The sequence below is a fragment of the Lysobacter sp. genome (genome assembly GCA_013141175.1).
Classification (GTDB): Bacteria; Pseudomonadota; Gammaproteobacteria; order Xanthomonadales; family Xanthomonadaceae; genus Lysobacter_I.
The window spans coordinates 2782104-2805000 of record JABFRN010000001.1; the positions used below are offsets into that span (position 1 = coordinate 2782104).

The following is a 22897-nucleotide window of genomic DNA, read 5'->3' on the forward strand; positions in this document are numbered from 1 at the left end:
GAGAATCAGAATTCACGCACCTTGACCACGCGCGTCGTCCCCGGCACGCCGTCGTTGTAGTGCTCCACGCCGTAAAGCTGCAAGCCACCGCTGCCGTTGACGTGGATGCCTGCGCCGGCCTGGAAATCGCAGTACCGCGTATTCCCGGTATTGGAGGTGCTGCAATACATGTGACGGTTGGCGACCTTGGTGAAGGTCGGGACATAGCTGGCGGTCAGATCGACGCGCCACAGGTCCACCCAGTCGGTGCTGATGTTCTTGTGCGTTCCCGCGACGAACAGCTGGCCGTCGCATTGGGTGATGAGCTGCAGCCCCTGGTAGTTGCCGCTGCCGAAAGGCGTGTTGGCGCTGGCCATCGAGATCCAGCTCGAGGCGCTGCCGTTGTGGCCGGGCAGGCTCGTGGAGGAAGACACGAAGACTTCGACATCGTCCGAATTGTTGCCGAACACCATCGCCAGGAAGTTTCCGTTGGACAGGCGGGTCATTCCCGCTGCGCCGGCATTCGTGGTCTGGCTGCGTTGGCGCATCACCATCGGACTCCATGATGGCGTGGCTGGAACCGACAGCTGCGCGGTGCGGAAGCCGGCGCCGACGCTGTCGCTGCTGCTCTCCAGCGGCACGATCGCGTATTCGCCGCTGACCTGAAAACCGCCGGCATGGTCGCGCGACGAGTCGTCGGCGTGGTACCGGGTCACGGCATCGGCGCACGAAGGATATTGCAACGGAGTGACGTTGCCGCCGAGCAGGCCGGTGGTGCCGGTGCGCGACCCGAGCCGGATCACTTCGAATCCCGGGTGGATGCCGCTGTTGGTCGACATGGTGACCAGCAGGTAGTTCTGCCCATCGCGGGTCAGGCGCTGGATGCCCTGTCGATGGATCATCCCGTTGCCGGTGGTCGGGGCGTAGCTGCTGCAGCCGTCCGCGCCGCTGCGATAGGCCATCACATAGTTCGGGTTCGTCGGCAGCGTGGCGATGCTGTTCGTCGCATTGATGGCGCATCGATTGACGTATGGATCCGTCGTGCTGCCGGTGACCCAGCCGAGATGGGCGGTGGCGGCATTGGAGATGCCGGACATGCCCAGCAGCACCGGCAAACCCAGCAGCGACAGCGCAAGCGCAGGGCGATGCCGATGGGCGATTGTCGTCTGCGCGGCAGCAGTCTTGTTCGCGGGAGAAATGTTCATTCCATTGTCCTTGTGAGCGAGTGTCGGTTCGAGGCGCGTCGGTTGGAGACGGGCAGTCGGCGGATTGCTCGTGGCCAGCAGATATCCGGGCAGGATCATGCCAGCGAAATTGCTGGTGCCGCCGATCTCAAGCCTAACGGTGTGCTCACCGCATTGCGTTAAAAGAGCCGATATTGCCGATGCTTTCCGGAGTTGCAGGCCAGATGGAGAGCACAAGACAAAGCCCGGCATTACCGGGCTTTGTCGGAATTGAGCGGTGGATGACGACGGTCAGATCACCTCGCTCAACTCCACCAGGTAAGTGGTCGTGCCGCCGCCGATGTCGATCCGCCAGCCCTTGTAGAACTCGGTGGTATCGACCGGATTCCAGTTCTTCAGGGTGATGGTGGCGCCTGCCGGTTCCAGCACCCGCACTTTCAGCTTGCCGGCGGTGACGGTGGTGCCGCTGATCACGGGCTGTACCGGCACCTGGACCTGGAAGAACGCGGTGGTGCCCGCAGCCAGCGTGAAGTTGTCGCGGACGGTGAGCTTGCGCGTGGCGAAATCCAGGCGACGGGTCCATGCGCTGAGCGCGGGATTGCCCCGGTAGGCGGGCGTGAGATTGGACACGACCGTCAGTGCACCGCCGGCTCCCGGCGTGACGGTCATCGTCGAGGTGGTATCTGCGCACTGGTGGACGATGCGGTCGTTGGACGGGCTGGTGCACTGCGCGATGCTGGCGTTGCTGCGTTCGAAGCGCATCGTGTTGTGGACTTCGGTGCCCTGCTGGATGCCGCTGTGGGTCCAGATGTTTTCGGTCACCGCCAGCCAGTCGTTCGCGAACAGGGTGAACGCGCCCTGGTCCTGGTGCGCATGGCTTTCGTTGTAGGGGCCGGCGACGTAGGTCATCCACATCGCGGCGCGATCCCAGCCGGTGCGCGCGAACAGGTGGCCGGTGCCGGTGCCGTGGTAATACAGCTCCGTCGGTGCGGCGCCATTGGTGCCCGGCGGCAGCATGTCGTAGCGGAAGTTCAGCCCTTGCCCCATCTGCTGCACGGAGATGTTGTTGAGCCACCAGCTGGCGATCCGCTGCGCGGTCGCGTCCTTGGTGAGATGGCGGGCTTCCAGCACGAGCCTGCGGTGGTAGTCGTAGATCTCCGGCACCGACACGCGCGACTGGTCGCCCAGCGGCGCGAAGCGGTCGAGGGTCGGCACGGTGGCGTGCGTCCACCACTTGATGGTGTCGGTCGCATGGGTATTGGCGTTGGCCAGATCGATGCCGGTCGCGTCCCGCCACAGGCTGTACAGATTGAACAGGCGCATCTGCGCGGTGCCGTAGCCGGTGCCTTCCTGACTGCCGCCGGTCGGGATCGTGCGGTAATAGGCTTCGAGTTTCGGCAGCTTGTCGCTCTGCAGGAAACTCATCCAGGTGGCGCTGCGCGAGGCCAGCGCCCACGACATGGTCGCTTCCAGGAAGCTGTAGTGATAGTTGTTGCCCGGGTTGTCGATCGACCAGCCGCTCCACGGTGCGGCACGGGTGCCCCAGCGCGCGCTCTGGTAGTTCCAGACATTCCAGATGGCCTGCTCCGCATAAGCGGACCAACGCTGGCGCTGGCTCGCGGTGAGGCGGGTGTTGCAGGTGTCGTAGGTCATCGCGACATCGCCGATCATCGGCCCGACGTCGAGATACGAGTCGCCCGCCACCACCGGATTCTGGCCCGCCGCGATCGCGGTTTCCGCCTGCGAGACCTGCTGGTCGACCATGCCGATGGCATGCGTGCAGTACTTCACATCGCGGGTGATGCGGAACATCAGCGCCGAGTCGCGCGCCTCGTAGGCATAGCCGGGATTGCCGGCGACGGCGTTGTCGACCCAGGTGCGGAAGCGCGTGTAAGCGGTGCGCGAGGTGTCGACGTAGGTGAGATTCATCGGAATCTCCGACGCCTGTGCCGCCGTCGAACCTGCGGTCGAGCGCGTGCGGCTGGCGACGGGGGCGCGGCGGAGCGGCTGCGTGCGGCCCACTGCGGCAACGCTGCCCTGATCGCTTTCGAAAATGCGCGAGCGCAGTTCGCGCATCAGCTTGGCCGGGCCGGCGAGGGCGACGCCGGCGGTCGCGACCACGCCGAGGACGATCAGACTCCGGGCGAGGCGTTGGCGGGTGATGGGCGACGTCGGCGATGAGGCATGGGTCTTGCGGTACGACTGGGGCATGTTCGAGGCTCTGGCGTTCGCGTCCGTGGCGATATTTCGGTCGGTCGCGCCCCCTGATGCACCCCGTCCGGACCCGGGTGCAGCGCGTCGTACGTGGCAGCCCGAACCTGAACGGGGCGACCGGATCACAGTATGGTGTCGGCGATGGGGGCGAAGTGTGACCTGCCGGACTCTCGTGTCGGCCATCAGGGCAAAATGTGAACGCCGTCGAGGACCCTGGTCAGCAAACGTTCAGTTTGAAGCTTCTTCAAGCTCCACGACGTAAGTCCCTGTTCCGCCGGCAATATCCAGGCGCCAGCCGCTGCGGAATTCCCCGCTGTCGACGCTGCGCCAGTCGAGTTTGGTGATGCTGGCAGTCGCCGGGGCGATCACCCGCACGCGCAGCCGCCCGGCGATGGCGGTCTGCCCGTCGATCCTGGGCTCGGCCGGCAGGTTGAGCTGGAACACCGCCCGATGGCCCGGAGCGATGGAGAACCGGTCTTCCACCTGCAGCTTGCGGTCGGCGAAGTCCAGGGTCCGGGTCCAGCGCCGTACCGGCGCGTCGCCGTCGTAGGCGCCGGTGAGGTCGGCATCGACGCGCAGGGCCCCGTCGGCACCGGGCGTGACCGTCATCCGCGAAGTGCCGGGTTGATGCTGCTGGATCACCCGCTGACCGGCCGTATCGCGCTCGAAGCGGAGCACGTTGTGGGTTTCGGTGCCCTGCTGGATGCCGCTGTGGGTCCAGATGTTCTCGGTCACGGTCAGCCAATCGCGCGCGAACAGGGTGAAGCCGCCCTGTTCCTGGTGCGCGTGGCTTTCGTTGTAGGGTCCGGCGACGAACGCCAGCCAGATCGCGTCCTTGTCCCAGCCACTGCGCGCGAACAGATGGCCGGTGCCTTCGGCGTGATGGAACAGGGTGTCGGGCGCGGGCGCATCGGCGTCGCCGGCCGGCAGCAGATCGTGCAGCGTGTTGAAGCCGTTGCTCATCTTCGGGATCGAGATGCGATGCAGCCACCACGATGCCAGTGCCCGCGAATCGGGATCCCTGCCGAGTGCGCGCGCTTCCAGCACCAGCCGGCGGTGGTAATCGTAGATCTCCGGGATCGAGCTGCGCGATTGGTCGCCGATCGGTGCGAAGCGGTCCATGGTCGGAACCGTCGCATGCACCCAATACGCGATGCTGTGGTCCGCATGCGGATTGGCGTTGGCGATATCGTCGCCGGTGGCGTCGCGCCACAGCCGGTACAGCGCGAACAGGCGCATGTGCGCGGCGCCGTAACCGGTGCCTTCCAGACTGCCGCCGCCGGGCAACGTCGCGAAGTACGCCTTCAGCGGCGGGATTTTTTCTTCGTGCAGGAAACGCATCCAGTCGTTGTTGCCGCTGGCCAGCGCCCAGTACAGCGTCGCTTCGATGAAGCTGTAGTGATAGTTGTTGCCCGGGTTGTCGACCGACCAGCCGGTCCATGGGCGCGGTCGTCCACCCCAGTGCGCGCGCAGGAAGTGCCAGACGTTCCACACCGCCTGCTCGGCGTAGGCCGACCAGCGTGCGCGCTGCGCGTCGCCGATGTCCGCTTTGCAGGCATCGAGCGTCATCGACAGTGCGGCGATGCGCGGCCCGACATCGAGATACGAGTCGCCGGCGATGTCCGGCGCGCGACCGTCGGCGATCGCGGTTTCGGCGTCTTCGACTTCGCGCTCGATCATCGTTATCGCGAGCGTGCAGTATTTCTTCTGCGGATCCAGCCGGTACAACAGCGCGGCATCGTAGGCGGAGAAGGCGTAGCCGGGATCGCCCGCGACCGCGCTGTCGACCCAGCGGCGGAAACGCGCGAACGCCGGCGATGTGCGGTCGACATAGCCCAGGTCGAGCGGAATGCCGGCGGAGATCGGCGCCAGCGGCGCGTGCGATGCGACTGCGGCGTTCCCGTTTTCGGTGCCGGCTTCGGTACTGGCCGCCGAGGCGTGGGCGGACTGCTGTTGACCGCACGCGACGAGGGAGATCGGCCACAGGCAGGTCACGACCGCATACGCGACGAATCGCTGCAGTGGAGACAGGGGCGCGACGCCGGCGCTCATGGTTCAGCGGTTGCGGTAGCTGATGGTCATGCCGACGACGTTCTGGTCCGCGTTCTGGCCGGGTGCGGTGCTGTGGCGCTCGTAACGGGCGAGCGAGAGCGTGCCGCTCCAGTGTTTCGCCCAGTCGTAGCGGACGTGGCCGCCATAGCGACGGGTTTCGTCCTGGCGGTCCAGGTTCACGTAATCGATGTGGATCAGCGAAGCGGTGGCGCCGAGGCGCAGGTTGTGCCGTGCGCGCCAGCTCGCTTCGATGCTGGTGCCGTAATCGTTCTGGTCGAAGGTGCCGATGTCCTCGTAACGCCGCCGGCCGACATACGGCGTGACGCCGAAGGTCCAGCGCGTCGCGGTGAAGGCGTAATCGGCTTCGAGTTGGCGTTGCAGGTAGGGCGAGGCGTTGACGACCGCTTCGCCGGTGACGATTTCCGTCGGCAGTTCGCTGCCCTCGCCGAGGTTGGCCAGGCTGTCGGCGGCGACATCGGAGAATTCGCTGTTGAAACGCAGGCCGAGGCGATGGCTCGCGTTGGGCCGCCAGCCCAGCTCCGCGCGCAGCAACGGATCGGATCGAGCGCCGGCCAATCCGGGAAAGGAACGGCGATAGTCGAGTCGCGAATAACCCAGATCGATCGCGAGATCGAAGCGGTTGAGCGTGCGCGAGTAGCGCGCGAACAGGGCGGATCGCGTGTAATCGCGCGCGGTGGCATCGTCCTCGAAATCGACCCGCTGCGTCTGCGCGTTGAACGCGAGGCGGCTGGTGGCGCTGATCGGTTTGATCGCGCGCAGCGCCAGATCGATGCGGTTCGAATTGAACTGGTCGGTGACCTCGGCCTCGCTGCGCACGTAGCGCAACTCGGTCGCGCCGCGCCAGCCCGCGCCCCAATCGAAACTCAGCGTCGGCCCGGCGGCCAACACGTTGACCTGCTGGCGATTGCCCGGCGTATCCGGAGCCAGCGTATCGACCGGCTGCAGCGCGAGGCTGTCGACCACGCTGAAACTGAGGCGCTCGGGAATCGCGACCCAGTTCACGCGACCGGTCAAAGCGCCGTCGACGGTATCGTCGAAGCGGCTGTCGCCGTAGTGGCGATATTCGGCGCGACCGCTGATGTGGGTCTGCAGCGTCGAGGACTCGTGAGCGATGTCGAAGCTCGCGCCCGGTCGCAGCACCGTGAGCGAGACCGGATCGTCCGGCGTCAGCAGCAGGTTGTTGCTGTGTTCCGCGGTGAAATCGATGATGTAATCGATGCGCAGCGCGTATGCGGTGTGCGGACTGGCCATCAACACCGTCGCACCGATCAGGAGAAGATGGAGCCGGCGACGAAACATGCGACCTCCCGTCATCCGGTCATGGACGCTGGTTGAAGACGACGCCGGCGAATTTCTCCGGCGGGAAACTGGCGACGGCCTTGTCGATGGCATCGGGCGCGACCTGGCCGTAACCCACCACCAGCACCACCAGATCGGCGAGATCGGACAGGATCCGCGCATCCGGCGACCCGAGCACGGGCGAGCCGTCGAGGATCAGATGGCGGTTGCCGTGATGGGTGCGCAGCGAGTCGATCAGCGCGCGCATCCGCAGCGAGCTGAAGCTTTCGCCCGGGGTTTCGCGGATGCGGCCGGCCGGGATCAGCTGCAGTCGCGGCACCCCGGTGGCGTAGACGATATCGCGCATCGCGACCGCGTCGTTCTCGAGATAATCGATCAGTCCGCCATGCTCGGCAGCGACCTTCAGCGCATCGCCCTGCGCCGGGTGGGTCGCATCGCAATCGATCAACAGCGCCTGTTTCGTGTCGTCGAACGCGAACGCCGCAGCCAGATTGCGCGCGACATAACTGCCGCCGCAGCCGTGGCGCACCGGCGCCACCAGCGTGACGAAACTGCTGCCGTTGCCGCCAAGCGCGAGCAGCCGCGTGCGCAGTTCGCGAAAGGCGTCCGCGTGCACGCGGACGGATTCCTGGCGATGGATCAGCCGGCGTTCTTCAAGCTGGCGCGTGGTCAGCGCCTGCTCCTGGCGCGTCGTGCTCAGCGATTGCGAAGCGGTCCGCGCGTCGTTGTCGTGGCGGTCGTTCATGCGTGCATCTGCTTGTAACCGTAGACCAGGCCGTAGGCGAGCACGACCGCGCAGACGATCGAAGCGCTGACCGCCATGCGCATCAACTCGCGTCGACGATCGCGCGGCGTGCGATAGCGCGGCACGACCGTGAGCAGCGCGTAGTGGCCCTGGCGTTCGAGCTGGCTCGGCGAACGCACCCGTGGATCGAAGCGCGCCAACAGGAACAGCAGCCCCAGCGGCACCGCGACCGCAGCGGCCAGGCCGCCCAGCGCGAAATGCATGAAACGCAGGCCGGTCGGGCGTACCGGCATCTGCGCCGGGTCCTGGATGCGCATCGTCAGTCCGCGACGCTCCTTGTCCATTTGCATCGACACCCGCGCGTTCTCGCGCCGGCGCAGCATGTCCTGGTAAATGTCGCGGTTCACTTCGTAATCGCGGGTGAGTTCCGCGAGCGTGCTTTCGGATGCGGCGATCCGCCGGCTGCGGCCCAGTTCATCGCCCAGCAGGCCTTCGGATGCGCCCATGCGCGACTGGATCGCGGCGATTTCGCGGCGCGTATCCGCCAGCCGGCTGCGCAGTTCCTGATACAGCGGATTGACCCGCGCTTCCGAGGCTTCGTCGCCGGTGCGCGGCTGGCTGCTGCGCAGTTCTTCCTGCCTCATCGTGTCCTGGATATCGGCCATCTGATGACGGATGCGGACCACGTCGGGGTGCTTGTCGGTGAAGCTCAACAGCAAGGTGTCGAGCTTGTTCTGCAAGTCCAGCAACTGCGTGCGATAGAGGTTTTCGCGCGTCTGCACCGCGGTCACCGCCGATTCGCCCGACAGCTGTGCGGACAGCGCCTCCTCGCGCGACCGCAGTTCCATCAGACTCATCCGGGTCTGTTCGACCTGGGTGCGCAGCGCGCCGATGCGGGTGCTGACGTCGGTGACGCTGCCGGGCTGCGCATCCGCGTTGGCGGAGCGATAAGCCTGCAGATTGTTCTCGGCTTCGGTGAGCTTGTCGTGATAATCGTTGACCTGCTTGTCGATGAATTCGTAGGCCTCGCGGCTTTCGCGTTCCTTGCTGGCCAGGCTTTCCTCGATCAGCAGATCCGCCATCGCGCTGGTGACCTTGTACGCGCGCTCGGGATCGTTGTCGGTGTAGGTGATCTGGACCAGATCCTTGCGCGCGCTCTTGATCAGGGTGCGATCGCGCAACTGTTCGATCAGCCGGTCCTGCATGACGGCCGATGGTTTTTCGTCCATCCATCCGCCGACCGCGAGCAGTTGGCGCATGACCTTGGGACTGAACACGACCTGCCGCGCCAGTCCGGCGCGATCCACCGCCTGCGTCGACACCGCGCGGTTTTCCAGCAGCGGCTGCAGGATGTCGCTTTCCTGCGCGAGCACCGACGTTGTCGCCACATATTTGCGAGGCAGCAGGAACAGGCCGACCAGCAGGGCGATCAGCGCGATCGCGGCGAAGATCGACGTCAGCACCACCTGGTAGCGGCGCGCTTCGTGCAGCAGGATCGGAATCAGATCGCCCAGGCCGATCGTGGCCTGCGTCTGCGCGCCCGCGCGCGCGTTCGGCGTGCGTCGGGCCGGAAGCGGGGCATTCATCAGAACGTCCGCTCCGGCACCGTGATCACATCACCGGGCGCGACCGGATAGTTGGTGGTGAGGTCGCCGCGATTGAGGATGCGATCGAGTTTGATCTCGTAGGCGCGTGCGCCTTCCCCGGACTTGCGATGCAGTTCGGATCGGTCGGGCGCGGCGAATTCGGTCAGGCCGCCGGCCGCAAGCACCGCGTCGAGCACGGTCATGCCGGGGCGGAACGGGACCGACACCGGCTGCCGCACCGCGCCGGTCACGCGCACGCGCGACAGATATTCGTGGCTGCGCAACTGGGTGAGGATCACCGCGACCTGCGGGTCGCGCACATAGGCCGACAGTTTGTCCTGGATGTCCTTGGCGACTTCCGGCGGGGTGCGGCCACCGGCGAGCACGTCCCCGATCAATGGCACCGAGATCATCCCGTCGGGACGCACCGGCACGGTGATGCCCAATTCGGGATTGCGCCAGACGGCGACCTGGACCTGATCGTCCACGCCGATCCGGTAGGCATCCACGGCCTGGGCTCGCGCTGCGTCGGTGGGCGGGGCACCGGCCGTGGAAGCCCCGGTGGTGGCGCAACCGGTCAGGATGAGCGACAGGCACAGCACCCAGACGCATCGGATCGTTAGCATTCTGTCCCCCTGTTATTGCGTTGAATTGTAACGGGAATCAGAGAAACATGAGGCCAGTCACAAAATACAACGATTCAGCATGCGAGGCACATCGGAAAGAAGGCCGCGAATGCGGCCTTCCTGGTACCACCTGTCGATGCGTGGACGTCCTCAGCCTTCCCAGGCCGCCAGCTTCTTCTTCACCGCTACATTCTTCAGCGTCACATACTTCGGCAGGCCATCGCGGCCATACGGCGGGGGAGCTTCGCCGCGGATCAGCGGTTCCAGATAAGCGCGGGCGGCGGCGGTGATGCCGTAGCCGTCCTTGCGCAGGAAGTTGGCCGGCATCACCTTCTCGTGGTTGGCGACCTTCTCCAGCGGTGCGGCCTCGATCTTCCAGCGGTACGGCGCGTTCGAGGTGCGCTTGATCACCGGCATCGTCGAGTTCTGGCCCTTCAGCGCGAACTGCACGGCGGCCTTGCCGGCCGCCATCGCCTGGTCGAGGTCGGTTTTGGAGGCGATGTGGCGTGCCGAGCGCTGCAGGTAGTCGGGCAGGGTCCAGTGGACCTTGTAGCCGAGTTCGTCCTTGACCTTGCCGGCCAGGTACGAGGCGACGCCGCCGAGCTGGGTATGGCCGAAGGCGTCCTTGCCGCCGCCGGCATCGGCGACGAAGGTGCCGTCGGCGGTGCGGATGCCCTCCGAGGCGACGACCACGCAGTAGCCGACCTTCGCGACCACTTTCTTCACGTTGGCCAGGAAGTCGGCCTCGTCGTAGGCGCGCTCCGGGAACAGGATCAGGTGCGGCGCTTCGTCCGGACCGTTGCCGGCAAGGCCGGCGGCGGCAGCCAGCCAGCCGGCGTGGCGGCCCATCGCCTCGTAGACGAAGACCTTGGTGGAGGTTTCCGCCATCGCGGCGACATCGAAAGCGGCCTCGCGCACCGAAATCGCCGTGTACTTGGCAGCCGAGCCGAAACCCGGGCAGCAGTCGGTCACGGCCAGATCGTTGTCGATGGTCTTCGGCACGCCGATGCAGGTCAGCGGGTAGCCGAACCCGGCCGCCAGCTGCGAAACCTTGAGGGCGGTGTCGGCGGAATCATTGCCGCCGTTGTAGAGGAACCAGCGCACATCGTGGGCCCGCAGCACGTCCAGCAGGCGTTCGTATTTCGCGCGGTCCTGCTCCAGCGATTTGAGCTTGAAGCGGCAGGAGCCGAAGGCGCCGCCCGGGGTGTGGGCGAGGGCGCGGATGGCTGCGGCCGATTCCTTCGAGGTATCGATCAGGTCCTCGCGCAGCGCGCCGAGGATGCCGTTGCGGGCCGCCAGCACCTTGACCTTGCGGGCGCGGGCCTCGGTGATGACTGCCGAGGCGGAGGCGTTGATGACGGCGGTGACGCCGCCGGACTGGGCGTAAAGCAGGGTTCCGGATGCCATGGGTGGTGGACTCAGCGATTGGTCGTAGACGGGTTGGGGCGCGGGCCGGGAGCGGTTAAGCTGGGGAGGACGCGCCGGGCGGACGAGTGTAGCGCCGCGGCCTTAAGTTTCTCTTCTTCAGGAGCATGCGATGCGATTGGTCCTCCTCGGCGCCCCGGGATCGGGCAAAGGTACTCAAGCGACAAGATTGAAGGAACACCTGCAGGTGCCGCACATCTCGACCGGCGACCTGCTGCGTGCCGAAGTCGCGGCCGGCTCGGCGCTCGGACTGCAGGCCAAGGCGGTCATGGCCCGCGGCGATCTGGTTTCGGACGAGATCCTGCTGGGCATGCTCGAAGCCCGGCTGTCGCGCGCCGATGTCGCCAATGGTTTCATCCTCGACGGCTATCCGCGCAACCTTGTCCAGGCCGACGCGCTGGGCAAACTGCTCGCCCGCATCGGCCAGCCGATGGACCACGCGGTGCAGCTCGAAGTGGATACCGACAAACTGGTCGACCGCCTCGCCGGTCGCGCCCAGGCCGAAGGCCGCGCCGACGACAATCCGGAATCGGTCCGCAACCGCCTCAATATCTACAACGACCAGACCGCGCCGGTCATCGACTTCTATCGCCAGCACGGCGTGCTGAAAGCCGTCCACGGCGAAGGCTCGATGGACGAGGTGTTCACGCGGATCGTGGAGGCGATTTCGGTAGGTACGGAAGTCGGTTGAAGCTTGCCTCCCTTCTCCTCGTGATCGCGGGGAGACGGTGGCCGAAGGCCGGATGATGGGCGGATGCGCCGAACGCGAATCGCTTCGGCGAACAATCAGCAATTCTTGAAGAGTGATCGAATCTTGAAGCTTCATATTCTCGGCATCGCAGGCACCTTCATGGGCGGCGTCGCCGCGCTCGCGCGCGAGCACGGCCATACGGTCGAAGGCAGCGATCAGGCGGTGTATCCGCCGATGTCCACGCAGTTGGAAAACCTCGGCATCGCGCTGAGCCAGGGCTACAAGCCGGAGAACATCTCCGCCGACTGCGACGAGATCGTGATCGGCAATGCGCTGTCGCGCGGCAACCCCGCGGTCGAATACGTGCTCGACAGCGGCCTGCACTACACCTCGGGCGCGGCCTGGCTGCGCGAGCATGTACTGCCCGGTCGCGACACGCTGGCGGTGGCCGGCACCCACGGCAAGACCACGACGACGACCATCCTCAGCTTCCTGCTGGATCGCGCCGGCCGCGATCCGGGCTTCCTGATCGGCGGTGTCGCCGAGGATTTCGGCGTCTCCGCGCGCGTCGGCACCGGCCGCGAATTCGTGGTCGAAGCCGACGAATACGACACCGCGTTCTTCGACAAGCGCAGCAAGTTCGTGCACTACCGGCCGCTGGTCGCGATCCTCAACAATCTCGAATACGACCACGCCGACATCTTTCCCGATATCGCCGCGATCCAGCGCCAGTTCCACCATCTTGTGCGCACCGTCCCCGGGCGCGGTCGGCTGATCGTCAATGGCGAAGACCCGCGCCTGGACGAAGTGCTGGCGATGGGCTGCTGGACGCCGGTCGAACGTTTCGGCCTGTTGCGCGGCGACATGGCCGACGATGCGTTCGAGTGGGGCGCGCGGCTGCTGCACGACGACGGCAGCGCGTTCGCGGTCTTCCACGCCGGTCGCGCGGTCGGCGAAGTGCGCTGGTCGATGCTGGGCAACCACAACGTCTTGAACGGCATGGCGGCGCTGGCCGCGTGCAATGCGGTCGGCGTCGATCCTGCGGGCGTGATGCCCGCGCTTGCCGAATTCCGCAGCGTCAAGCGCCGCCTGGAAGTGCTGGGCGTGGCCAACGACATCACCGTGTACGACGATTTCGCGCATCACCCCACTGCGATCCGCACGACGCTGGAAGGCCTGCGTGCGAAAGTCGGCGGCGCGCGCATCGTGGTCGCGATGGAGCCGCGCAGCAATTCGATGCGCCTGGGTGCGCACGCCGATGCGCTGGCGCCGTCGTTGGAAATCGCCGATGCGGTGGTGTTCCTGCACCGCCCCGAGCTGTCCTGGGATGCGACCAAGGTGATCGCTGCGATTCGTGGCGAAGCGCGGACCGCGCCGACCGCCGATTCGCTGATCGCGACGCTGCGCGCATTGGCGCACCCGGGCGACCACGTGGTGTTCATGTCCAACGGCGGTTTCGATGGTGCGCCGCGTCGGTTTCTCGCGGCGTTGGGCTGATCGCGTCGTGGCCGATACGTTCCCGCTGTTTCCGCTGCAGACCGTACTGGTTCCGGGCGCAACGCTGGGACTGCGTATTTTCGAGACGCGTTATCTCGATCTCGTCCGCGATTGCGGTCGCAGCGGTACCGGTTTCGGCATCTGTCTGATCCTCGACGGCGATGAAGCCGGTGAGCCGGCGATGCCTGCCGCAGTGGGCACGGAGGCGCGGATCGAGGATTTCGGCAGCACCGATGACGGGCTGTTGATGCTGCGCGTGCGCGGCGCGCGGCGTTTCCAGGTGCGCCGGACGCAGACGCGCAGCGATGGACTGGTCGTGGCCGAAGTCGACTGGTGCGACCCCGATCCCGACGATGAACTGCGTCCCGAACATGGTTTGCTGGGCAGCGTACTGCAGCAGGTGATCGAACAGGCCGGCGGCGAGTTCGCCAAAGTGCCGCCATCGCGGTTCGACGATGCAGCGTGGGTCGGCTGGCGCTTGGCGGAACTGTTGCCGCTCAGCAACCTGCAGCGGCAGATGTTGCTGCAGGAAAACGACCCGCACGCGCGGCTCGACCGGCTGCTCGCTTTGATGCCCTGATGCCTATTTGCCAGTGCGCAGGCGCAGCACCGGCAGATCACCATCCGGATGCTCCGACTCGGCGTGCTGCAGATCGTCCAGGGCAGCGCTCACCAGTGCGTGCGTTTCGCCGTCGTCGGGCTGCGGCATCCACAGGCCGAAGGCGGGCGTCGGGCGCACGAAACGCAGCGTCTGCGTAGTGCCGATCCACAGCGGCTGGCCGCTGTCGAGCAATGCGGGCGCGCGCCACAGGCGCAGCACATGGGCGGTGTCCGGGCGCGCGCCGGAGCGGCGCATCAGCAGCGTTTCGGCCTCGGAACCGAGCGTGGCCGGCAGTACCGGCTGAAACGCAGCGCGACGTTTTGGATCCAGCAGGCCCAGCGTCGCCACCCAGGTCGCCTGCGGCTGCGAGACCCAGCCCTGCGCTTGCAGCCGCGCGCGCACCGGCGTCAACGGACCCGCGATCTGCACGTCCAGCGGCCAGCGCCGACCGGGATCGCGTTCGTTGCGATGCACCGGCAATGTGCGCCACTCCCGGCGCCACCAGTCTTCGGTCGCCAGTTGCCGGGTCGGCAGCGGCGGCGCGAACTGCGCCAGCACATCATCGATCGATCGTGGTGCGTGCCACAGCGCCGCGATCGCGAAGCTCACATAGAACACGGTGGCCACCGGGCGCATCCAGAACGATCGGCCGATGTGGCGACGGTAGGCGATGCCCAGCACCAGCAGCCAGAGAACGCCGAACAGCGCGCCGCCGACGATATCGCTGAGCCAATGCGCGCCGAAATACAACCGTGCGAAACCGAGCAGCGCCACTGCCACGCCGGCCACCAGATACGGCCACACCCGCTGCCGTCCCGGCATTTCGCGCGCGATCAGCACCGCGAAAAACCCGAATACGATGGTCAGCATCGTCACCGGGATCGACGGGAAGCCGAAGCCGTCGAGCGCGGTCGGTGGCCGCGGCATCTCCACCGACAGCGCAAGGAACGCAGTGAAGGCGAAACCGAACGCCACCGCGGCCAGCCAATGCAGCGCCGCAGCGAAGCGGCGGCGCCAGAACAGCCAGCCCAGACCGAGCGCCAGCGCCGGCAGCAGGATATGCAGGTCGCCCAACGACGCGAGCGCGGCCATGAAACGGTCGGCGAGCGGATTGCGCAGCGATGCCATCGCCGCATGCACCTGCTGGTCGATCGCCAGCGGCCCGCGCCGGGTCACCACCACCGCGAGCAGGGCGAACCAGCCCCAGCCGATCCCGATCAGACACATCGCCAGCATCGCCAGCGCCGCCGATTCCGGGCGCTTGTGCTGGATCAGCGATGCCGCATACCGTCCCAGGCGCGGGTGCGCGCGCGTCCACTTGAGTGCGCGCGCCAGCAGGCGATCGGCATGACCGGCGAACCATCGATAGGTGTACAGCACGACCGCCCAGACCAGGGCCAATACCGCAACCAGGGCCAACAGCACCAATACGAGGCGATCGGCGACCGCAGCCACCGCGTCGTATGACGCGCCGAAGATCCAACCCGGCGCCAGGAAGCAGGCCGCCCACAGCATGGCCGCGACCGCGCTGGCCGGCATGTAACGACGCAGCGGCATCCGCAGCATGCCGGCCACCGCAGGCACGAACGGCCGCACCGCGCCGATGAAACGCGCGATCACGATGCCTTTGCTGCCGTGCTTGCGGAACATCCGCTCGCCGCGATCGATGAACTGCGGATAGCGGCGGAACAGCCAATGCTCGCGCATCGATGGTCCCCAGCGATGGCCCAGCCAATAGCTCAGGGCATCGCCGGCGAAGGCGCCGAGTGCGGCGCAGGCCAATGCATAGGGACCATCGAGGTGCCCGAGACCGATCAGCGTGCCCACCGCGAACAGCAGCGGCAGCGCCGGGACAACGATCCCCACCACCGCCAGCGCATCGCAGAACGCGATCAGGAAGATCACGCCACCGGCCGCCACGGGGTGCGCGGAGATCCAGTTCGTGGTGGTGTCCAACCATGCGCTCGTCATCCGCCGATTATGGCAGGAGCCCCGCTCGGTGCCCCAACCGCGCGGCCACGCCCACGGGTCCGTACAATTCCCGCATGTCTTCCGAAGCCATCGAACTCCAGGCACTGAAAGCCGACAGCTTCGGCCGCATCGCCCTGATGCGCGACGCACGCGGTCTGTTCGTGCGTCGCGATCTGGCCCATGTGCCGCTGTGGCTGCGATGGCCGGCATGGTGGCTGGCGCGGCGCGAGGCACGCGGTCTGCAGCGGGTGCTCGGCGCCGAAGCGGTGCCGCAGTTGTTGAACTGGGATGGTCGACGGCTCGACAGGAGCTATCTCGATGGCGCAGCGATGTATCAGCGCCCGCCGCGCGGCGATCTCGCCTATTTCCGGCTCGCGCGGCGTCGCCTGCAGGCGCTGCACCGGTGCGGATTCGCGCACAACGACCTGGCCAAGGAAGCCAACTGGCTGGTGTTGGCCGACGGCACGCCCGCGATCATCGATTTCCAGCTCGCTGTCTGCGGCCCCCCCCGGTCGCGCTGGATGCGCCTGCTCGCGCGCGAGGATCTGCGCCACCTGCTCAAGCACAAGCGCATGTATTGCCCGGATGCGATCACCCCCATCGAGCGCCGGCTGCTGAAGCGCCGCTCGTGGGTGCGCGACCTGTGGTTCCGCACCGGCAAGCCGGTGTACCGCTTCGTCACGCGGACAATACTGAAGTGGGAAGACAACGAAGGGCAGGGGCCGAAGCCCTGAGCCCGAAGCCTTGCCGATACCGGAGCGACGATGCGGATACCGATATTTTTCCTGCCGATCCTGATGATGTCCGCCACTACGGCCGGTTGTGCGGACAGATTGAAGACGCAGATCGAAAAACCCGTCTGGCTGGCCTGCAAGCGCGACGCACAGTGCGTCACGACATATCTGTCCTGCCACGGTTGGGTGGCGGTCGCCAGTGGGCATGAGGCGGACGTCCAACGTTGGTATGTCCACGAAAACAACAAGGCGTTGAGCGTGATGGACTGTGCCGGGTCGGTCGATGTGCCCAGACCCGCCGCAGTGTGCCGTGCCGATGTCTGTACGATCGGCACCGTGCTGTCGCGGCCTTAGCCATTACGAACCCTTGCGACAGCGATCACTTGCGCTTCGTCGCGACCACCAAGGACTCCGGATGACCACGCTTGCAGGTAAAACGATCTTCATCACCGGCGCATCGCGCGGCATCGGTCTGGCCATCGCGCTGCGCGCCGCGCGCGATGGCGCCAATATCGCCATCGCAGCCAAATCGTCGGTGCCCAATCCGAAACTTCCGGGCACCATCCACAGCGCCGCCGAGGCCGTGGAAGCCGCAGGCGGCGCCGCGCTCGCGCTGAAATGCGACATCCGCGAAGAGGACGACGTTCGCGCCGCGGTCGCGGCCACGGTCGATGCGTTCGGCGGCATCGACATCCTGATCAACAACGCCAGCGCGATCTGGTTGCGCGGTGCGCTCGACACGCCGATGAAACGCTTCGATCTGATGCAACAGGTCAACGCCCGGGGAAGTTTTCTGTGCGCGCAGGCCTGTCTGCCGCATCTGCTGCAGGCGCCGAACCCGCATATCCTCACCCTGGCGCCGCCGCCGAATCTCGATCCGAAGTGGTGGGGACCGCATACCGGTTACACCCTCGCGAAGATGGGCATGAGCTTCGTCACCCTGGGACTGGCCGCCGAATTCGGTCCTCGTGGCGTCGCCGTCAACGCGCTGTGGCCGCGCACGGTCATCGCCACCGATGCCATCAACATGATTCCTGACGTCGAAGTGTCGCGCTGCCGCAAGCCCGCGATCATGGCCGACGCCGCGCATGCCGTGCTCGTGCGTGATGCCACCGGCTTCCATGGCCGTTTCCTGATCGACGACGATGTCCTGGCCGACGCCGGCATCACCGATCTGTCCGGCTACGCGGTCGATGCTTCGCAGCCGCTGTTGCCCGATCTCTTTCTCGACTGACGCCCGCCCGGAGCCACGCCATGAAATACCTGCACACGATGGTCCGCGTCCGCGATCTCGATGCCTCGCTGCGTTTCTACTGCGAAGGTCTGGGACTGAAGGAAACGCGACGGATGGAGAACGCCGGCGGCAAGTTCACCCTGATCTTCCTCGCCGCCGATGAAACGCCCGATGCCGAAATCGAACTCACCTACAACTGGGGCTCGGAAGAGGACTACGGCAGCGCCCGCAACTTCGGACACCTCGCGTTTCGTGTCGGCAACATCTACGACACCTGCGCGCGCCTGCAGGCGATGGGCTACACCATCAATCGCCCGCCCCGCGATGGCCACATGGCCTTCGTGCGCTCGCCCGACCTGATCTCGATCGAACTGCTGCAGGAAGGCCACCTGCCGCCGCAGGAGCCGTGGTCGTCGATGGCGAATACGGGGGTGTGGTGATGTATTGCTATGAATTCGACATCAATACGGCATTTGGATGGATCGGAGACAATTTCTCTTCTTTTTTTGAGCCGGTGGCAACGCTGGCGGCCACCTTTATAGGCGCATGGCTTGCTTTCAGGTATCAGGAAAAACTTGATGAAAAGAAACAGCTCAATACGCAGGCCGAGTCTGGAAATCGTGTGCTGTTCCAACTGGTAGATAATTTGAATTGGCTGGAGAATACGAAAAGACAGATGATCGATCCATATCGGAGTGAGCCAGGAAGAATGCTACTGATGCGTCCTGTGTTCTCGCCCGCGCCTCAAACCAACATCGATATTGAGTCTGTTGAATTCTTGATTTCCAAAGGGCAAGCGGAATTGCTTGGAGAGCTGTCAATCGAGAGGCGAAAATTTCAGCAATCGATTGCTCTTGAGTCTGAAAGGTCCAAATTTTATTTGGAACAGGTAAATCCTGCGCTTGAAAGGAGTGGGGTTATGAATGGTCAGGAAGTAACTGCTGTCCAAGTACGAGCAGCTTTGGGCGAATCAGCATTCTTTTTGTTGCATGACCTAACCGGTCACTATATTGATCAAGTGGACAAGACGATCATAAGCCATACGGAAATGGCGGAACGTTTGCGTGATGCTTTAGGAGAATCTTTTCCAGACCATAGCTTCATCAGTTTTTCAATCGAAAAATAATGATGCTTCTCCTCTCACTCATTGCGGGAGAGGACGCTCGAAGTAGGGCGAGGGCTATCAGGTCAATGCCTGCCGTAGATCCCCGATCAGATCGTCGACATGCTCCAACCCCACCGAGATACGCAGCAGGTTCTGCGGCGAGCGCGGATTGGGGCCTTCGACCGATGCGCGATGTTCGATCAGCGATTCGCAGCCGCCAAGCGAGGTGGCGTTGGTGAAAATCTTCACATTCGAGGCCAGCGCCAACGCCGCTTCGCGCCCACCGCGCAGTTCGATGCTCATCATTCCGCCGAAATCGCGCATCTGCTTCGCGGCGACGGCGTGGCCGGGGTGCGAGGGCAGGCCGGGATAGTTCACGCGCTCGATCTGCGGCTGCGTGGCCAGGAATTCGGCGACCATGCGCGCGTTCGCGCAGTGCATCGCCATGCGCGCACCCAGCGAACGGCAGCCGCGCAGGGTCAGCCATGCGCTGAACGGCGCCAGCGTCGCACCGGTGATGTGCAGGCGATGCGCGACTTTCGCGGACAATTCGTTTTTCTTCGCGAACACCAGCGCGCCGCCGAGCACGTCGCTGTGGCCGCCGAAATACTTGGTGGTCGAATGCATGACGATGTCGGCGCCCAGCGCCAGCGGGCGCTGCAGCAGCGGGGTGGCGAAAGTGTTGTCCGCGACGACGATCGCACCGGCCGCGTGTCCGATCTCCACCAGTGCGCCGATGTCGCTGATCTTCATCTTCGGGTTCGAAGGCGTTTCGATCCACACCATCGCGGTCGACGGCGTGCAGGCCGCGCGCACCGCGTCGAGATCGCCCATGTCGACAGTGATGGTTTCGATGCCGCGTTCCGGCAGATATTCGGCGCAGAGCATGCGCAGTCCGGTGTAGCAGTCGTCGGGAATCAGCAGCCGTGCACCGTTGGGCAGGCATTCCAGCAGCGTGGTCATTGCCGCCATGCCGGACGCGAAGGTGATGGCTTCCTCGCCGCCTTCCAGCGCGCCCATCGCTTCGCGCAGCCGGTCGTTGGTCGGGTTGCCCTCGCGCTGATACTCGTAACCGGCGATGCGTTCGCCGTCGGCACTGTGGCGGAACGTTGTGGCGAGATGGATCGGCGCTGCGACCGCGCCGGTCGCGGGGTCGGATTCGTTGCCGGTGTGGACGGAAAGCGTTTCAGGGCGAAAGACCTGCGGACTCATGCATGCAGCCCCGAAAAAGCCGCGCGCGCGGCTTCAATCGTCGCTGCAATGACGTCATCGTCGTGGGCCATCGACAGGAACCCGGCCTCGAATGCCGACGGTGCCAGATAGACGCCGCGTTCCAGCATCGCGTGGAAGAAGCGATTGAAGGCAGCGGTGTCGCAGGCAGTCGCCTGGGCATAGGTGTCGACTTTTTCCGACGTGAAGAACAGACCGAACATGCTGCCGACGCGATTGGTGGTGAACGGCACGCCCGCTTCGGCGGCGACGGCTTCCAGCCCGGCGCACAACGCGGCAGTGCGTGCATCGAGGGTTTCGTAGAAGCCCGGCGCACGGATCAGGCCCAGCATCGCCAGGCCCGCAGCCATCGCCACCGGATTGCCGCTGAGCGTGCCGGCCTGATAGATCGGGCCGCTCGGCGAGATCTGCCGCATGAGGTCGGCGCGGCCACCATAGGCACCCACCGGCATTCCGCCGCCGATGATCTTGCCGAAGGTGCTGAGATCGGGCGTGATGCCGTAGACCGCCTGCGCGCCGCCCAGCGCGACCCGGAAGCCGGTCATCACTTCGTCGAAGATGAGAATCGTGCCGTGTCGCGTGCACAGGTCGCGCAGATGCTGCAGAAAGCCCGCGCGCGGCGGGATGCAGTTGGCGTTGCCGATGATCGGCTCGACGATGACCGCTGCGACTTCGGCACCGATCGCGTCGAACAACTGCGTCGCCGCATCGAAATCGTTGAAGGTCAGCGTCGAGGTCAGGTCCGCCAGCGCTTTCGGCACCCCCGGCGAGTTCGGTACGCCGAGTGTCAACATGCCGGAGCCGGCTTTGACGAGGAAGGAATCGCCATGGCCGTGGTAGCAACCCTCGAATTTCACGATCCGCGTGCGTCCGGTGGCGCCGCGTGCGAGGCGGATCGCGGACAGCGTGGCTTCGGTGCCGGAATTGACCATCCTGACCATCTCGCAGCTCGGGATCAGGCCGGTGATGGTCTCGGCCATCGTGACTTCCAGCGGGTTCGGTGTGCCGAAGCTCAGACCGTTGCGCGCGGTGGCGATCACCGCATCCAGTACCGCCGGATGGTTGTGGCCCGCGATCATCGGCCCCCATGAACCGACATAGTCGATGTAACGGTTGCCGTCTGCGTCGTACAGATAGGGACCGTCGGCGCGCTCGACGAAGAACGGTTCGCCGCCTACCGATTTGAAAGCGCGGACCGGTGAATTGACGCCGCCGGGCATCAGCGTCTGGGCGCGGGCGAACAGGTCGTGCGAACGGTCGGTTTTCATCGTGATCTCGTGGGCAAGTGGGGAATCAAACATGTGCGGATCAATCGAAGCATGCGCGGTAAGCGCGCATCGCTGCGACCGGGTCCGGTGCGTCGAAGACGCCGCTGATCACTGCGATCAGATCGGCGCCGGCCGCGACGACAGATCGCGCATTGTCGGGGGTGATGCCGCCAATCGCCACTCGTGGCAAACCGAAGCCGGCGCTGTCGCGCAGCAGGTCCCCGGTGGCGCGACGGGCATTCGGTTTGGTGGTGGACGGGAAAAACGCGCCGAAAGCGATGTAACTGGCTCCGGAAGCCGCCGCAGCGCGCGCGCGTTCCAGATCGTCGTAGCAGGACACGCCGATGATCGCACTCGGGCCCAGAACGTCGCGGGCCTCATCCGCGTCGCGGTCGTCTTCCCCCAGGTGCACGCCATCGGCGCCGATGGCGCTTGCCAGCGCGAGGTCGTCGTTGACGACCAGCGGGACGCCGTGCGCTTTACATCGTGCGTTCAATGTTTCGGCCTGTACGCGACGCAGCGCGGGCGACGCGGATTTATTGCGGTATTGCAGCAGTGCCGCATGCCCGAGCACCGCATCCACGCGCGCGAGCAGGCGCTCGCTGTCGGCATCGTCGGGCGTGATCAGATAGACGCCGCGCGACCATGACCCGCCCTGACGGGTGCCGCCGACGGTGGCTCGATCAGTGATCGTATCGATATTTTCGGCTGCAAAATTCATCGGTCGACGCTTCCGGCGGTGGGCGCGGGATGGGACAATGCCGCAGGCCCTTGATGCTGGACATTATCCGATGAGTGAGACCGCTGCCCCTGTGACCTACCGCACCTGGATGTGTGTCGTCTGCGGCTTCATCTACGACGAGGCCAAGGGATTGCCGGACGAGGGCATCGACCCGGGTACCCGCTGGGAAGACATTCCGGATACCTGGTGCTGCCCGGATTGTGGTGTGACCAAGAGCGATTTCGAGATGACCATGGCCTGAGAACCACGGGTTTGGCTGGAGGCCGGGCTTGCAGCGGTGCCAGCCCGGTCAATGCAGGCGTTGGCGTTCGCGACCCTGCTCGACGATCCGGTGCCTGACCGCGTCGGCATCGTCAGCCTCGGGATAGAGCTGTAGATAACGTCCGAGATCCTGGTGGGCACCCGCCCGGTGACCCAATTCGGAATAGCCCAAACCGCGGTCGCGCAAGGCTTCCGCGTTGTCCGGCGCCAGTCGCAGGATGCGGTCGGTGCAGCGCACTCCTCGCGCCCAGTCTCCGTTCTCGGTGTAAAGCGCGTGAAGGTTGCGCAGCATCCGCACCAGGATCGCCCGTGGCGGTGCCGGAGTCAGGACCTGCATCAGCGCATCGTCGGGGACGTCTTCTCCGAAATGCGGCCGGGCGCGCTGCCGCAGCTCGTCCGCACTCAGCGGACGCCCCCGATTGAACGGATCCA

22 protein-coding genes (1 of these 22 running past the window's edge) are annotated in these 22897 nt (G+C 65.5%); 9 read left to right on the forward strand and 13 right to left on the reverse strand.

Going from position 1 to position 22897, the window contains the following annotated elements:
- Positions 1 to 5 precede the first annotated feature (5 nt).
- From HOP03_12210 to HOP03_12245, 8 genes are all read right to left on the reverse strand, one after another.
- On the reverse strand, positions 6 to 1184 hold the full coding sequence (locus HOP03_12210) for a hypothetical protein (protein ID NOT88935.1): 1179 nt from the start codon (positions 1182 to 1184) through the stop codon (positions 6 to 8).
- 270 nt (positions 1185 to 1454) lie between these two features.
- Positions 1455 to 3374, reverse strand: a complete 1920-nt coding sequence (locus tag HOP03_12215; protein NOT88936.1) for a hypothetical protein — start codon at positions 3372 to 3374, stop codon at positions 1455 to 1457.
- Between the two features lie 231 nt (positions 3375 to 3605).
- Positions 3606 to 5429 carry a hypothetical protein gene (locus tag HOP03_12220; GenBank protein NOT88937.1) on the reverse strand — a complete coding sequence of 608 codons (1824 nt, stop codon included), beginning with the start codon at positions 5427 to 5429 and terminating at the stop codon, positions 3606 to 3608.
- Between the two features lie 3 nt (positions 5430 to 5432).
- On the reverse strand, positions 5433 to 6749 hold the full coding sequence (locus HOP03_12225) for a hypothetical protein (protein NOT88938.1): 1317 nt from the start codon (positions 6747 to 6749) through the stop codon (positions 5433 to 5435).
- 19 nt (positions 6750 to 6768) lie between these two features.
- On the reverse strand, positions 6769 to 7494 hold the full coding sequence (locus tag HOP03_12230; protein ID NOT88939.1) for a polysaccharide biosynthesis protein: 726 nt from the start codon (positions 7492 to 7494) through the stop codon (positions 6769 to 6771).
- On the reverse strand, positions 7491 to 9080 hold the full coding sequence (locus HOP03_12235; protein ID NOT88940.1) for a hypothetical protein: 1590 nt from the start codon (positions 9078 to 9080) through the stop codon (positions 7491 to 7493). Before HOP03_12235 ends, HOP03_12230 begins: the two co-directional genes overlap by 4 nt.
- A complete protein-coding gene (locus HOP03_12240) occupies positions 9080 to 9706 on the reverse strand; it encodes a sugar ABC transporter substrate-binding protein (GenBank protein NOT88941.1) in 627 nt (208 codons plus the stop codon). The genes HOP03_12235 and HOP03_12240 overlap by 1 nt, the downstream gene beginning before the upstream one ends.
- Positions 9707 to 9856: 150 nt before the next feature.
- A complete protein-coding gene (locus HOP03_12245; protein ID NOT88942.1) occupies positions 9857 to 11113 on the reverse strand; it encodes a 6-phosphofructokinase in 1257 nt (418 codons plus the stop codon).
- A 130-nt stretch (positions 11114 to 11243) separates the two neighbouring features.
- Here HOP03_12245 and HOP03_12250 point away from each other — a divergent pair, with 130 nt between their 5' ends.
- From HOP03_12250 to HOP03_12260, 3 genes are all read left to right on the forward strand, one after another.
- Positions 11244 to 11822: an adenylate kinase gene (locus HOP03_12250; GenBank protein NOT88943.1), complete on the forward strand. Its 579-nt coding sequence runs from the start codon at positions 11244 to 11246 to the stop codon at positions 11820 to 11822.
- Between the two features lie 120 nt (positions 11823 to 11942).
- Positions 11943 to 13319, forward strand: coding sequence for a UDP-N-acetylmuramate:L-alanyl-gamma-D-glutamyl-meso-diaminopimelate ligase (gene mpl / locus HOP03_12255; protein ID NOT88944.1), 1377 nt, complete (start codon positions 11943 to 11945; stop codon positions 13317 to 13319).
- On the forward strand, positions 13282 to 13899 hold the full coding sequence (locus HOP03_12260) for an ATP-dependent protease (GenBank protein ID NOT88945.1): 618 nt from the start codon (positions 13282 to 13284) through the stop codon (positions 13897 to 13899). Before mpl ends, HOP03_12260 begins: the two co-directional genes overlap by 38 nt.
- Before the next feature lie 3 nt (positions 13900 to 13902).
- Here HOP03_12260 and HOP03_12265 read toward each other — a convergent pair whose 3' ends face one another.
- The gene (locus HOP03_12265) at positions 13903 to 15891 is read right to left on the reverse strand and encodes a phosphatase PAP2 family protein (protein NOT88946.1); all 1989 of its coding nucleotides are present in this window, start codon (positions 15889 to 15891) and stop codon (positions 13903 to 13905) included.
- A 74-nt stretch (positions 15892 to 15965) separates the two neighbouring features.
- Here HOP03_12265 and HOP03_12270 point away from each other — a divergent pair, with 74 nt between their 5' ends.
- The 5 genes from HOP03_12270 (at position 15966) to HOP03_12290 (ending at position 18985) form a co-directional block, all read left to right on the forward strand.
- Positions 15966 to 16625 (forward strand): serine/threonine protein kinase, encoded by a 660-nt coding sequence (locus HOP03_12270; protein ID NOT88947.1) that lies wholly within the window; start codon positions 15966 to 15968, stop codon positions 16623 to 16625.
- A 30-nt stretch (positions 16626 to 16655) separates the two neighbouring features.
- Complete coding sequence (locus HOP03_12275; protein ID NOT88948.1) at positions 16656 to 16979, forward strand: hypothetical protein; 324 nt, start codon at positions 16656 to 16658, stop codon at positions 16977 to 16979.
- A gap of 61 nt (positions 16980 to 17040) precedes the next feature.
- Positions 17041 to 17859 (forward strand): NAD(P)-dependent oxidoreductase, encoded by an 819-nt coding sequence (locus HOP03_12280; GenBank protein ID NOT88949.1) that lies wholly within the window; start codon positions 17041 to 17043, stop codon positions 17857 to 17859.
- A 20-nt stretch (positions 17860 to 17879) separates the two neighbouring features.
- The gene (locus HOP03_12285) at positions 17880 to 18299 is read left to right on the forward strand and encodes a lactoylglutathione lyase (protein NOT88950.1); all 420 of its coding nucleotides are present in this window, start codon (positions 17880 to 17882) and stop codon (positions 18297 to 18299) included.
- Positions 18266 to 18985 carry a hypothetical protein gene (locus HOP03_12290; protein NOT88951.1) on the forward strand — a complete coding sequence of 240 codons (720 nt, stop codon included), beginning with the start codon at positions 18266 to 18268 and terminating at the stop codon, positions 18983 to 18985. Before HOP03_12285 ends, HOP03_12290 begins: the two co-directional genes overlap by 34 nt.
- A gap of 57 nt (positions 18986 to 19042) precedes the next feature.
- On the opposite strand, the gene HOP03_12295 is transcribed toward HOP03_12290, so the two are convergent.
- The 3 genes from HOP03_12295 to HOP03_12305 are packed head-to-tail and all read right to left on the reverse strand — an operon-like array spanning position 19043 to position 22183.
- Entirely contained in the window at positions 19043 to 20176 is a 1134-nt protein-coding gene (locus HOP03_12295; GenBank protein NOT88952.1) for a cystathionine gamma-synthase, read from the reverse strand.
- Complete coding sequence (hemL, locus tag HOP03_12300; GenBank protein ID NOT88953.1) at positions 20173 to 21462, reverse strand: glutamate-1-semialdehyde 2,1-aminomutase; 1290 nt, start codon at positions 21460 to 21462, stop codon at positions 20173 to 20175. The genes HOP03_12295 and hemL overlap by 4 nt, the downstream gene beginning before the upstream one ends.
- Positions 21463 to 21502: 40 nt before the next feature.
- Positions 21503 to 22183, reverse strand: coding sequence for a thiamine phosphate synthase (locus HOP03_12305; protein ID NOT88954.1), 681 nt, complete (start codon positions 22181 to 22183; stop codon positions 21503 to 21505).
- A gap of 70 nt (positions 22184 to 22253) precedes the next feature.
- Here HOP03_12305 and HOP03_12310 point away from each other — a divergent pair, with 70 nt between their 5' ends.
- Positions 22254 to 22445 carry a rubredoxin gene (locus HOP03_12310; GenBank protein NOT88955.1) on the forward strand — a complete coding sequence of 64 codons (192 nt, stop codon included), beginning with the start codon at positions 22254 to 22256 and terminating at the stop codon, positions 22443 to 22445.
- Between the two features lie 48 nt (positions 22446 to 22493).
- Here HOP03_12310 and HOP03_12315 read toward each other — a convergent pair whose 3' ends face one another.
- Positions 22494 to 22897: the 3' portion of a tetratricopeptide repeat protein gene (locus tag HOP03_12315; GenBank protein NOT88956.1), read on the reverse strand. It continues 439 nt past the right edge of the window; 404 of the gene's 843 nt are visible here — the last part of the coding sequence; the start codon falls outside the window, past its right edge; its stop codon occupies positions 22494 to 22496.